General features: G+C 34.1%; 10 protein-coding genes. 9 read left to right on the top strand and 1 reads right to left on the bottom strand.

The genetic code is table 11. The features are described from left to right. Positions 1-256: 256 nt before the first annotated feature. The 6 genes from NST21_RS22605 (at position 257) to NST21_RS22580 (ending at position 8,324) form a co-directional block, all read left to right on the top strand. Positions 257-847 (top strand): DUF4352 domain-containing protein, encoded by a 591-nt coding sequence (locus NST21_RS22605; RefSeq protein WP_340891397.1) that lies wholly within the window; start codon positions 257-259, stop codon positions 845-847. 144 nt (positions 848-991) lie between these two features. After that, complete coding sequence (locus NST21_RS22600; protein WP_340891396.1) at positions 992-1,588, top strand: YdaS family helix-turn-helix protein; 597 nt, start codon at positions 992-994, stop codon at positions 1,586-1,588. A gap of 33 nt (positions 1,589-1,621) precedes the next feature. Further along, positions 1,622-3,148: a type I restriction-modification system subunit M gene (locus NST21_RS22595; RefSeq protein WP_340891395.1), complete on the top strand. Its 1,527-nt coding sequence runs from the start codon at positions 1,622-1,624 to the stop codon at positions 3,146-3,148. After that, positions 3,135-4,349, top strand: coding sequence for a restriction endonuclease subunit S (locus NST21_RS22590; RefSeq protein ID WP_340891394.1), 1,215 nt, complete (start codon positions 3,135-3,137; stop codon positions 4,347-4,349). The genes NST21_RS22595 and NST21_RS22590 overlap by 14 nt, the downstream gene beginning before the upstream one ends. Before the next feature lie 30 nt (positions 4,350-4,379). Continuing rightward, a complete protein-coding gene (locus tag NST21_RS22585; protein ID WP_340891392.1) occupies positions 4,380-7,628 on the top strand; it encodes a type I restriction endonuclease subunit R in 3,249 nt (1,082 codons plus the stop codon). 558 nt (positions 7,629-8,186) lie between these two features. Beyond that, complete coding sequence (locus NST21_RS22580) at positions 8,187-8,324, top strand: hypothetical protein (protein WP_340891391.1); 138 nt, start codon at positions 8,187-8,189, stop codon at positions 8,322-8,324. A 574-nt stretch (positions 8,325-8,898) separates the two neighbouring features. On the opposite strand, the gene NST21_RS22575 is transcribed toward NST21_RS22580, so the two are convergent. Further along, on the bottom strand, positions 8,899-9,243 hold the full coding sequence (locus NST21_RS22575) for a hypothetical protein (protein WP_340891390.1): 345 nt from the start codon (positions 9,241-9,243) through the stop codon (positions 8,899-8,901). Between the two features lie 137 nt (positions 9,244-9,380). Here NST21_RS22575 and NST21_RS22570 point away from each other — a divergent pair, with 137 nt between their 5' ends. The 3 genes from NST21_RS22570 to NST21_RS22560 all read left to right on the top strand — a co-directional run bounded on the left by NST21_RS22570 (position 9,381) and on the right by NST21_RS22560 (position 12,487). Next, positions 9,381-9,740, top strand: coding sequence for a hypothetical protein (locus NST21_RS22570; RefSeq protein ID WP_340891389.1), 360 nt, complete (start codon positions 9,381-9,383; stop codon positions 9,738-9,740). Between the two features lie 423 nt (positions 9,741-10,163). After that, positions 10,164-10,478 carry a hypothetical protein gene (locus NST21_RS22565; protein ID WP_340891387.1) on the top strand — a complete coding sequence of 105 codons (315 nt, stop codon included), beginning with the start codon at positions 10,164-10,166 and terminating at the stop codon, positions 10,476-10,478. A 1,127-nt stretch (positions 10,479-11,605) separates the two neighbouring features. After that, entirely contained in the window at positions 11,606-12,487 is an 882-nt protein-coding gene (locus tag NST21_RS22560) for a retron St85 family effector protein (protein ID WP_340891386.1), read from the top strand. Positions 12,488-12,664 lie beyond the last annotated feature (177 nt).

Genomic DNA, 12,664 nt, shown 5'->3' with positions numbered 1-12,664 from the left:
CGTAGCATCAGATGCAACACCCAGAATAGTGTTAAATCACTCAATAAAAATCTTTAAATTACAGGTGTCTGTCATTGAAGAAAAAAATACAAGTACTATGGCCTTAATCTTATTTTCTTTGTTCAAATCTTTTTATTGACCCAGACAATAAAAAAGAGTAATATAAATTTATTGACTGAGACAATAAACTGATAAAGTGTTTGAAAAAGTATAGAAATTTTATTAGTCAATATAAAACTCTAGGGGGAATTTAGAAATGAAGAAAATTGGTAAATTTATATTTATGGCTTTGGGAATTATTATCGCACTTAGTGTTATTGGCTCTTTTATGGGCGGAGAAGAGGAAACATCAGACGCTAAGGTAAAAGAAGCTGATTCTACTCAAACAAAAGATAATAAAACTGATTCTTCAAAGAAGGAAACAAAGGTTTACAAAATAGGAGACAAGGTGAAAGTTGGAAAGCTTGCATATAAAATTACAAATGCGGAATCTATGACTGAAATAAAATCTAACAATGAATTTATTGAATCGGCAAAAACAGATGGACAGTTTCTTGTAATTGATATTGAAGCATTTAACAATGATAAAGAGGCTAGAATGGTAGACAGCAGTATGTTTAAAGTTAAAGACAACCAAGGTAGAGAATTTGAACCTTCCAATGATTCAGATGTAATGATGGTACTTGAAGAAACAATGGATTTATTTTTACAAGACATTAATCCAGGAATCTCAAAAAAAGGAAAACTTGTATTTGAATTACCGAAAGATTCATCAACCTATTCAATAGAGGTTTCAAGTGGACTCGGCTGGGCTGGCGGAGAATACGAGAAGATTAAATTAAAATAAGATCATCAAATGTGTAGAGTAAGTATCTCTGCCCGTTTTATATAATAATTTTCCCATCGATGCCCTTATTGTTATAGTTAATCATAATAAGGTAAAATGAAGTTAAATTGACTAAGACAATATGGGCCGGGGGTGAGTAATTGATTGAATGGCCTCGAATTTATTCTGAATTTATATAACATGCAACATATAGAATTAGCGGAAAAGCTGGGTATAAAAAAACAAAATATCAATATGTGGATAAAAGGGAAACAAAATATCCCCAAAAAATATCTTCCTGTATTAGAAGAATTATTTAAAATATCTTCAAGCTATTTTCAGAAGGAATTATCAGATCTTGATAAACTGGAAATTCAAAAGGAAAAGTTAAAACAAGATTTACAACCCATTGTGAAAAGCCACCAGCAACAGTTTGTATCTAATGAAGAATCAGAATATCTGGTTGAAGTTCCAATTTATGATAAAGTAGAAATGAATGAAATCGAGAGGTCCATTGGTAAAGCAAAGCTCGTTGCCCGTTTTAAAGCTGCCATTGAAATCGTAGATGAAAATCCATATATGGACACATTTACATTAATTGTAGAATTACTCGAAAAGGCACAGCATGAAGCGATTCTTCAAAAAACAATCGAGGCTCTGGGTCACTATTTAGAAGTGCTCCCTGATTGGATTAACAGCGATGAAGCACAAGAGGAATTTGAAAGTGAAATATTCGAGGTTTTTGATGACCACAATTACTAATATGAAAGATAGTTTTTCAAGGAGGAAACAACTATGAGCATTACTACAGCGAATGTAGGATTTGAAGAAACATTATGGAAAGCAGCCGATAAATTACGTGGCAGTATGGATTCAGGAGAATATAAACATGTCGTCTTAGGACTGATTTTCTTAAAATACATATCGGACAAATTTGAAACAAAATATAATGAGCTCGTTGAAGAAGGCGAAGGGTTTGAAGAGGATATTGACGAGTATTCAGTAGAAAATATTTTTTGGGTACCTACTGAATCTCGTTGGGGTTTTATCAAAGATCATGCGAAAGATGTGAAAATAGGTCAATACATTGATGATGCCATGATTCAAATTGAAAAAGAAAACTCGTCGTTAAAAGGAGTGCTGGATAAACGCTACGCGCGTCCGGAGATTGATAAGCGCCGCCTAGGAGAACTGATTGATTTAATTTCTACTATTAAGCTGCACGGAAACGGGGAGCAGGATTTACTTGGCCGCGTCTATGAATATTTCTTAGGAAAATTCGCTAGCGCAGAAGGAAAAGGCGGAGGCGAATTCTATACCCCAACAAGTGTTGTTAAGACATTAGTTGAGTTGATTGAACCATACAAAGGTCGGATTTATGACCCAGCATGTGGCAGCGGCGGGATGTTCGTTCAAAGTGAAAAATTCGTGGTAGAACGTCAAGGTAAATTAAGCGATTTATCCATCTATGGTCAAGAGCTGAATTCCACCACTTGGAAGCTGTGCAAGATGAATTTGGCGATCCGTGGTTTGGAAGCTGATCTTGGCGGACAACAGGCCGATACATTCCATGAACAACTTCACCGCAATCTAAAAGCGGATTACATCTTAGCGAATCCTCCATTTAATATTAGCGATTGGGGTGGAAGCAGATTAACCGATGATGTCCGGTGGAAATATGGAACGCCACCAGAAGGAAATGCCAACTACGCATGGCTTCAGCATATGGTCCACTACCTTTCACCAAATGGTGTTGCTGCTATCGTTTTAGCAAATGGCTCATTAAGCTCTAATAGTTCAAATGAAGGCGAGATTCGAAAAAATCTAATTGAAGCAGATTTGGTGGATTGCATAGTGTCATTACCTGGTAGTTTGTTTTACTCTACTCCTATTCCAGTATGTCTATGGATTTTAAATAAAAATAAAAAACAACACGGGAAATTCCGTAATCGTGAAAATGAAATTTTATTTATTGATGGCCGTAATTTAGGAACAATGGTCGATCGTCGTCACCGTGAATTAAGTGAAGAAGATATAAATATAATGGCAGAAGCCTATCATAATTGGCGAAATGAAGATGGGAATTATGAAAATGTCCAAGGATTCTGTAAATCTGCAAATCTAGAAGAAGTAAGTGAGAATGATCATGTTTTAACACCTGGTCGTTATGTAGGTATCGAAGAAATGGAAGATGATGGTATCCCCTTTGAAGAAAAGATGGAGAAATTAACGAGTGAGCTTGGAGAATTATTTGCTGAATCCCGTCACCTAGAGGATGAGATTAAGAAGAATCTATGGAGGGTTGGATATGATTTCAAATGAGACGAAATATAACCAAGATTGGGATTTGAAAAAACTTGAGGATATAGGTAAATTTGGAAGAGGGAAGTCCAAGCATAGACCGAGGGATGATAAGACCCTTTTTGGAGGAAAGTATCCTTTTATTCAAACAGGTCAAATTAAATCAACCACTTTAAACTTAAGAGATTATTCAAATACTTATAATGATAAAGGACTTGCTCAAAGTAAGCTCTGGGAAAAGGGAACTCTTTGTATAACAATAGCAGCAAATATTGCCGAAACCGCTGTTTTAGATATTAATGCATGTTTCCCGGACAGTATAGTTGGCTTTGTCCCAAATGAAGATAAACATGATGCGTATTATATGCATTATGTATTTTGTTATTTAAGAAGAGTGATTCAACGCTCAGTGAGTGGCAGTGTACAAGATAATATTAATTTAGCTTATTTGAAAAAACTTGAATTTAGGATACCTGAACTAAATGAAAGAAAAAGAATTACAAAAATATTAAAAAATCTAGATGAAAAAATTGAGAAAAATAGTGAAGTAAACAAAAAACTAGAAGAGATGGCTCAAGCTATTTTTAAACAATGGTTTGTTGATTTTGAGTTTCCAAATGAAAAAGGAAAACCATATAAATCTAGCGATGGAGCTATGGTTGACAGTGATTTTGGAATGATTCCTGGAGGATGGAAAATAAGTAATTTTAGTGAGATAGCGACTTTTAAGAATGGTAAAGCAATAAAGCAAAGTCTAAGAAATGAAGAAGGAAGGAATAATATATTTGGTGCTAATGGAATAATCGGACATACCAACGAAATTTTAACAGAAACTCCGTGTTTAATCATTGGTAGAGTTGGGGCTTATTGTGGGTCCATCCAACGTACATTAACATCTTCATGGACTACAGATAATGCAATAATTTGTTTACCTAAAGAATGTTATTATTATTCTTACATATACTACTCTTTATTGAAAAGTTCATTAAGAGAAAAAGCTGGTGGGTCAGCGCAACCATTGTTAAACCAAGGATTACTTAATTCAACTAGAACTGTAATTCCTTGTTCAAATGTTGTTAAGATGTTTGATAAAGTAATTCTATCAATGTTAAAAACTATAGAAAATAATATAATTGAAAATAAAAAACTAGCTGAAATTAGAGACGCTATTCTCCCAAAACTAATGTCCGGTGAAATCCGTGTCCCAGTTGAGGAACAGTAATTATCTATAGAAGAAAGAGGGAAAAACCCTATGAGTTTACTAGAAAACTTCACTGAGGATCGATTAGAAGAAGCTGTAATTGAAGTCCTTCAAGAGATGGATTATGAATATGTATTTGGTCCAGAAATTGGGCATGATGGAGAACATTCGGAGCGGAAAGATTATCGGGAAGTGGTTTTGACTCAACGTCTTCAAGATGCATTATTCAGATTGAATCGTCATTTGCCAGAGGAAGCACTAGAAGAAGCGTACCGTAAGATTATCACGTTTAATAGTCCTTCTTTAAATGAAAATAATAAGCATTTTCATACTCTGTTGGTTGAAGGAATAGATGTGAGTTTTCGTAAGAATGGGGAAGTTAAAACGGAAAAAGCAATGATTATGGATTTTGAAAATCCTGAGAATAATGAATTTTTAGTGGTTAATCAATTCACGATTGTTGAAAAAGAAGAACGAAGACCCGATGTCCTTATTTTTGTTAATGGTCTCCCGCTTGTTGTCATTGAGTTGAAATCAGCTTCCGATGAAAATGTAGGAATTGAACAAGCCTATAATCAGATTCAAACATATAAAAATAATATTCCATCTCTCTTCAACTACAATGCTTTTTGTATTATTTCAGATGGAATCAATGCCAAGGCAGGTACAATTACTTCGAATGAAGAGCGTTTTATGAATTGGAGAACCGTCGATGGTATAAATATCGAACCCTTAGAAGTTCCCCAGTATGAAGTCGCCATTAGAGGAATGCTCGGTAAAAAACGATTAGTTGATATTATTCAGAACTTTATTTTATTTCAGGAATCTAAAGAAGCTGTTTATGATGAAAACGGGAATAAACTCGGCGATAATAATACGATTATCAAAATCCTAGCGGCCTATCATCAATATTTTGCCGTAAAAAAAGCGGTGGATCATACGAAACAAGCCACAGCTGAACAGGGAGATCGGAAAATTGGTGTCGTGTGGCATACGCAAGGTTCGGGGAAAAGTTATTCCATGGTATTTTATACAGCGTCCTTAGTTAAAGAACTGAATAACCCGACGATTGTCGTCATTACGGATAGAAATGACCTGGATGAACAATTATATACCACTTTTTCTAAATCAGAGGATATTTTACGTCAAGCACCTAAACAAGCACATATTCGTAAATTATCTGACGAACAAAAGAAACAGCAAGCCAATGATAACTCCAAAGAGCGAAATGGATTATATGATTTACTGAATGATCGGGAGTCTGGCGGTATTATTTTTACCACAATCCAAAAGTTCAAACCTGAAGATGGGGAAATGCCTGTGCTAACGGATCGCCGAAATGTCATCATTATGGCAGATGAGGCGCATCGTAGTCAGTATGGTCTAGAAGCGACAACAGACAGTAAAACGGGTGAAGTGAAGTATGGTTATGCCAAGTATTTACGTGATGCTCTACCGAATGCTTCTTTTATTGGCTTTACGGGTACTCCAATTGAATTTGAAGATAAATCTACTCAGGCTGTATTTGGTCACTATATTGATGTATATGATATGACAAGAGCGGTTGAAGATGAAGCAACTGTTAAGATATTTTATGAGAATCGAATTATTAAATTGGATACAGATGAAGAAGAATGGAAAAAGCTCGATGAGGAATTCGAAGAAATTACAGAAGGTCATGAAGATAATGATCGGGAAAAGTATAAATCAAAATGGTCTCGTATGGAAGCAATCGTGGGCTCGCCAAATCGTGTGAAGCGTCTGGCCAAAGATATTGTCGAACACTACGAGGAAAAATCAAAAACGATCGCTGGTAAAGCGATGGTCGTTTGTATGAGCCGTAAAATATGTGTTGATTTATATGATGAAATCGTTAAAATTCGCCCGGCATGGCATAGTGATGATCTTGAAAAAGGGGTTGTCAAGGTCGTTATGACAGGCAGTGCGGGTGATGAAGAGCGCCTGCAGAAACATGTTGGCGGAAAACATCGACGTGATACATTGGCGAGACGAATGAAGGATACCAGTGATGAGCTGCAAATCGTCATCGTTCGTGATATGTGGTTAACAGGGTTCGATGTACCTTCTATGCATACTATGTATATTGACAAGCCGATGAAAGGCCACAGCTTAATGCAAGCCATTGCTCGTGTTAACCGGGTGTTTAAGGATAAACCGGGCGGAGTGGTGGTTGACTATATAGGAATATTAGAAAACTTAAAAAAGGCGTTAAAACAATATACAGATAGTGATCGGGCAAATACGGCGATTGATACAAGTGCGGCGATTGCGGTTATGCAAGAAAAGCTCGAAGTTTTACGTGGGATGTTCCATTCATACGATTATTCTGCTTATATGGGTACCTCTCAAGCAGGGAGGATTCGGGCCATTACTGGCGGAATGAACTTTATATTAGGACTGGATGAGAAAGAACAAAAAGATTTCAAACAGTTTTCGATTGAGGTCGCAAAGGCCCATTCACTCTGCGCCGCTACTGATGAAGGAAAGAAGGTAGCGTTGGAAGTAAGTTACTTTAAAGCGGTGAGAGCAAGCCTTTCTAAACTTGGAGCAAAAGGTACGAAAAAGAAATCCAAGAAAGAAATCGAAGCTCGTGTCAACCAAATGCTAGAGCGATCGATTATTTCTGAAGATGTAATCGATGTGTTCGATAGTCTAGGAATCAAGCGACCGGATGTTTCAATTTTATCTGAAGAATTCTTGGATGAAGTTCGTCATCTTCAACATAAAAACCTAGCGGTAGAAATGTTGAGAAAACTGCTTGAAGGTAATCTAAAAGTTATGGAGAAAAGCAATCTCGTAAAATCTGAGAAATTCTCTGAAAAATTGAAAAAGAATATCAACAAATATCGTAATCAAGCCATTACGAATGCGGAAGTAATAGAAGAACTGATCAAGATGGCGCATGAAATCAAACAGGCAAAAGCGGAAGAAAAAGCACTCGGTCTAAATGATGATGAGGTTGCTTTTTATACAGCGTTAACTGCCGATGAAATCGTCAAACAAATGATGGGCGATGAAACACTGAAAAAAATTGCTCAAGAATTAACGATTGCCATCATAAATAATATTACAATTGATTGGAGTGCTAGAAAAAGCGCCCAAGCTGGAATGCGCCGCATCATCAAACGATTATTGAAAAAATACGATTATCCTCCAAAGCAAGCAAGAGAAGCCCTGGAAGTAGTCATGAAGCAAGCAGAATTAATGTGTGAAAATACAAAACCTCGCGATGTATATTTAGAGAGTATAGCTGAAGAAGATGGCGATTATATATTCTAGATATTTTTCTGAAAATTTTTTCACCTATTGTTGTACAGCTACTTGAGCTAAAAAAATACATGGGAATAATCCTTATGTTATTGTTTGTAAACAAACCAGCATCTCTTGTGTGGCCACGTTCACTCCATAGTATGGAGTGTATAACTTGGATAGTTTTTTTAAAAAATATTAAGATCATACTACCACTATGGAGTTACAGCAACAATCAACATAATGTAATTTGAAGAAGCCTAATCCCATTTAGGGGTTGGGCTTCTTTTATTTATATATGTGTACTTTAATCTTGAAAAACTATATCTCATGTTAGCAATTAGAGGGCATTTAAAAAAAGAGTCAAAAAACAAGACATATTATTCTTCATATCGTCAGAAAGAGGAGAGATTAGGTCTTAATATTCATGAGGAAATAGATAAAGTGCTGAGTAGGAACTTTCATAGACAAGACTATGAAGTTCATAGATATTCTCATGAAGCTTATATAAGGATGGGGTGGGTTAGATAAATTCAAACATATTAGACCATATTTCATAATTTAATATAATCAAAAAGGAGATTAAACATGATGGAGCAAAGGCTTATGGATCATTTGTTAAAAGGGGAGAAAATATTTATCGAACTTCAGCTTACATTCAGTGGTGAGATTCGGAGGAATCTATTGGAGCATGTCTTTTACAAAATCCAGGATCAGCCACACTAGATAAAGATTTAACTCATTTACTTGATTTAGTGGGGTCTGCCAGTGGTTGGATAAAGGCAGAAGATCCTACTAACAGTTAGTCTCTGTTATCGAAGGAATTTATTGTGTAGATAAGCCTATTTCAGGTCGATTACATATCAATAATATTTTTAATCTTCAATGAGTATGAATATTACAGAACAGCTAGTTAATATAAACAAATTTATATTGCACCCTTGGATTCTTCTTGGTCTGCCCTTACCAGGACCCCTGTCTTTCCCTCGTTTCTCTTCTAATTTTATCACGACCGATTGATAACCCATATCTCCTTTAAGGTATAAATCAACGGCCAATTCTTTAAAACTTTATCAAACGTTCTCTTTATATTTGCCATAGCCCCCCCCCTCCATAATAGACAGGTAGTGTTTATTTCTTTTTTCTGACTACTATGGAGGGGATCATTTTACAATACCGGGACCACTTATTAACCGCACAAGCTCTTTTTATACGTAAAATGTGTCTCAATTCATGAAATCATAAGTGCTACTTGTTAAGGTGTATAGATAACGTCCTATTTATTAAACCTAATTAAAAATCAATAAGGAATATAAATATCTGTCATGTAAGCATATGCAACTGATTGTCCCCTACCAAACTTTTTCATCAATAGATCTTCATTATGTTGAAAAGTAGATAATAATGCTGTTGTTGCCTCAACTCCTTCAAAGTTTTTCCTTCCAGCATTCGACCCTACTTCGACAGTCTTCCACCTTATTGGCTCAAACGCACAAATTACTTTGCCTCGATTAATTCCAATTACATATTTAATATGATCAAATCTCTTTTTATTTACTTTCCAATTTCCCCTTGTGGCTTCGTAATAGTCCTTTCCGTCCTTAAGACCATTATGTATTTTTAACATCAATACTTCTTCTTTCATAGTTTCCTCTCCTTTGAAAATAAATAAACACTGGTTCAAGCAAATCATAAACCGTAAAAGTACCAATTAAATAAATAAAAGGAAATATATAGCTTATTATAGAATGAAAGGCTTATAACATAATACGGAGTGGTTGGATGGATAAGATATTTCAGTTACATTTGAACTTTTACGAAAATATAAGAAGTAATCTTGAAGTCAGTGAGATGCTTGAACATGAAAACATAACAGTCTTGGATGGATTCATTAAGAACCTTGAACTTGTCCGCAGGTACTATCAAACCGTCTATTCAGTCAAAGCTAAAAGAGTTGTGCTATGCGGTATCAACCCAGGGAAAAATGGGGCTGGTAAGACTGGAATACCATTCCTTGACTTTAGAGCGGCTTCTCATATACTTCCTGGTATAGATAAAGATGAAGAGAACAGAGTGCCCAATTTATTATGTCTATCATTAATGAAATTGGAAGTGAAACATTTTATAGAAATATTTATATGACAAATATATCATGGTTTGGCTTTATTAAAGACGGTAACAACTTAAATTATTATGATTTACCTTCACCTTAACCAACTACTTTTACTGATTCATTTATAGAAGAAATGGATATTGTTCAACCAAAAGTAATTGTTCCTTTAACTAAAGAAGTCGAACAAACTTTAAAGAAAATGATAAAAAATGACCGATTGCGATATCCATTAGCCGAACGCATACAACATCCATATTATTGCTCTATAGGTAAAAGGGCAATTAAGTATAAGCAAATGTATGTAAAGATGATTACCAACCTTTTGAAATAAGTCTAAAATTTTTATAATAGAATAAGCTAAAAGGTATTATGAAGGAGAGAACAATTACCAAGGAGCCTTTTGGAGCATCGTATTCGGCTTCTTTGGAGTGATTCTCGGAGAAAGCCTCGGCATGTTCGGAATAAGTCTTCCGGTTTACCTCAATCCTGTAATCATTGGTTTAATCTTAAGCATAGGCGCACTTATCATTGTCTCCAAGTATGGAACCATAACCATGGAAGAAAGGGAGTTTCAGGCAAATATCCTTCAAACCCCCATTGAAATAGACGAGCAAAAAGAAATGACTATTACCCGCAGATACTCAGCCTATTTAATGATCAGCGGCGTCATGATTATCGTGACTACACTCATTTTTATTATGGCCTATAAATATAAATTGAATGATAGAACGATACTATTGTACTGGAGGTCCCTGCCTTTTTTATAAAATTTGCATTAAATGCTATTTGAGAAGAAAGAAGTAAAGGATTTACCAAATTGTATTGAATCCAGATGTTACCGTCATTTGTATTGCTGTTTTTAGCCACTAATGAATGAAGTACTTGAGGTGACTATCTTTTAGGGATATTAGTTTTTTCAACTTTCTTCCCAGATTAAGTGATTAGTTATACATTCATAATGAGCTGAACACATCCTTTATTTTTCGGACGCTTTTCAACTAAGATTCATGGATGAATCACCTCATCAAATAATCAGTATCTCTTCTTCATCGAATAATTCTGTATGGCCGTTTATAACTCACTTTGAGAGACTAAATCTTGGTTGGCACTACTTCCTCTTCTAAAGAAGATATGCAGTTTCTGTTTTATGTTTTTCCCTATTTCTGTTAGCCTTTAAAACTAGAAAAAGTAATTCAGAGATTAGGAAATGCTTTAGCGGAAAACGCGGTGTGTTAGTTGCCTTTTCGATAAGGCATCTATTTAGAACACCTCTCAAGCGGAGCCCCTAAGTGCTTTTTTAGTGATATAATGGATTTTTTGTGGTGGGATTTTGGCTCTGTCTCTTTACTGTGTATCAACTCATGGAATGTTTTCAGTAGTTCATACGACATAATAGACTAAAATAGGGGAAATTAACCAACCTTATCTAGGGAATGATTAGAAAGAATTAGGATAGAGAGGCGGTAATATTATTTTTTGTCTAAAGGTTTAAAGAGATATGAAATAAAATAAATTTGTAATATTTATGTTATTGTAGAAATTATATGAAAACATGTAAAATCAAATCACTATATAGAATAAATGACTCAAGAAAACTGGTGGAATGATTTATTTGATAATTTATTTAAATAATTTTGAAAAGGTCACAAAATTAATTGTATGATAATAAGTTTGGACAAAACTGAAGTTATGATTATTCAATAAAATAATTATTTGATATTAAAATTGGATGACTCGAATAGTTCTAATAGTCTAAAATTCATTAAAGAAAGCACGGTTTAATAATTTCCCTTTTTATGTAATCATTACTATATTATTTTAGAGCTTAAGAATATGTGAGTCATCATTATTTAGATTCAATTAAAACAAATAAAAAGGTAGAAGTGAATATACAATGAATGAAAGTAATTTAGATACTCGAACAAAGCAAACACTTATAAAAATACATGATGAAGTTTTTGTCAAGATTAATCAATATTATGTTGATGTTTTTCTATGTGGAGGAGCCGGAAAATCAGAAGAATTTTTAAGAGATAGGATTAGAGATAAATTAAAAGTGTATAAAAACCTAAGAATTATGTATCCAGAAGATTTGTTTGTGGAACAAATTAATAAGAATAAAGATTATGATTTACTAAGTTTAGAAAGGTTTCTTGCAAATAATTGTGAAGTTATTTGTGTTATATGCGAGAGTCCTGGTTCTTTAGTAGAGTTAGGAGCATTTGTCAATAATTCAGAAACATTTGACAAAGTAGTTGCAGTAGTAGAAGAAAAAAAGAAAAAAGAAAGAAGTTTTATAATGTTAGGCCCGATTAGGATGATTTCAAAGAAAAATAAGAAAAATGTAATTTATTATAAAAAAAATAAAATAGAGGAATTAAATGATAAACTTATTAAGAATTTTAGGCAGTCCCGACCGACTTCACAGGAAAAACCTATAAAAACTATTTTTGGAAGTTATTACTTTATTAAATTACTTTTATTTTTTTATAAATCATTGACTTATAAGGAAGTAACACTTTTTATAAAATTCTTATTTAACGAAAAGAATTACCCTATTTCTGAATTTAATACCACGTTTAACTCAGCATTAAAGCTTCTTTTCAAAGACAAAACTATAACTAAAACTATAAGTAACAAACAATCAATGTATATGTTGACACCAAAAGGCTATAAAGAAGTGAATAAAATAATTATAAATTTAAATACACAAAATAAAACTTTTTTGATTGACCAAATAAGATTTGGTATAATTAAAGGGAAGTATTATATTTAATCGCTTCTCTTAGATGTTACTACTTGTTTTATTTTGCGTGCACACTTTTTTACAATAGAATGAGTAGTTGGAGGATGGTTCGTCCTCTTAGGTTATAAGCTAAAAGATGCTTGAGAAAAGTTTGCAAATGACTCCACATCAGTGAAGTCCTTCACATACTTTTCCCAAATGATTTAA

This window comes from Peribacillus sp. FSL K6-1552 (assembly GCF_038005205.1).
Lineage (GTDB): Bacteria > Bacillota > Bacilli > Bacillales > DSM-1321 > Peribacillus > Peribacillus butanolivorans.
The sequence above is the reverse complement of the archived record's forward strand: the minus strand, read 5'-3'. Positions and strand labels throughout refer to the sequence as shown.

What these genes read in the sequence shown, in the direction of transcription:
- NST21_RS22605 (WP_340891397.1), top strand. Translation starts at nt 257, where the DNA reads ATGAAGAAAATTGGTAAATTTATATTTATGGCTTTGGGAATTATTATC.
- NST21_RS22595 (WP_340891395.1), top strand. Translation starts at nt 1,622, where the DNA reads ATGAGCATTACTACAGCGAATGTAGGATTTGAAGAAACATTATGGAAA.
- NST21_RS22590 (WP_340891394.1), top strand. Translation starts at nt 3,135, where the DNA reads ATGATTTCAAATGAGACGAAATATAACCAAGATTGGGATTTGAAAAAA.
- NST21_RS22585 (WP_340891392.1), top strand. Translation starts at nt 4,380, where the DNA reads ATGAGTTTACTAGAAAACTTCACTGAGGATCGATTAGAAGAAGCTGTA.
- NST21_RS22580 (WP_340891391.1), top strand. Translation starts at nt 8,187, where the DNA reads ATGATGGAGCAAAGGCTTATGGATCATTTGTTAAAAGGGGAGAAAATA.
- NST21_RS22575 (WP_340891390.1), bottom strand. Translation starts at nt 9,243, where the DNA reads ATGAAAGAAGAAGTATTGATGTTAAAAATACATAATGGTCTTAAGGAC.
- NST21_RS22570 (WP_340891389.1), top strand. Translation starts at nt 9,381, where the DNA reads ATGGATAAGATATTTCAGTTACATTTGAACTTTTACGAAAATATAAGA.
- NST21_RS22565 (WP_340891387.1), top strand. Translation starts at nt 10,164, where the DNA reads ATGTTCGGAATAAGTCTTCCGGTTTACCTCAATCCTGTAATCATTGGT.
- NST21_RS22560 (WP_340891386.1), top strand. Translation starts at nt 11,606, where the DNA reads ATGAATGAAAGTAATTTAGATACTCGAACAAAGCAAACACTTATAAAA.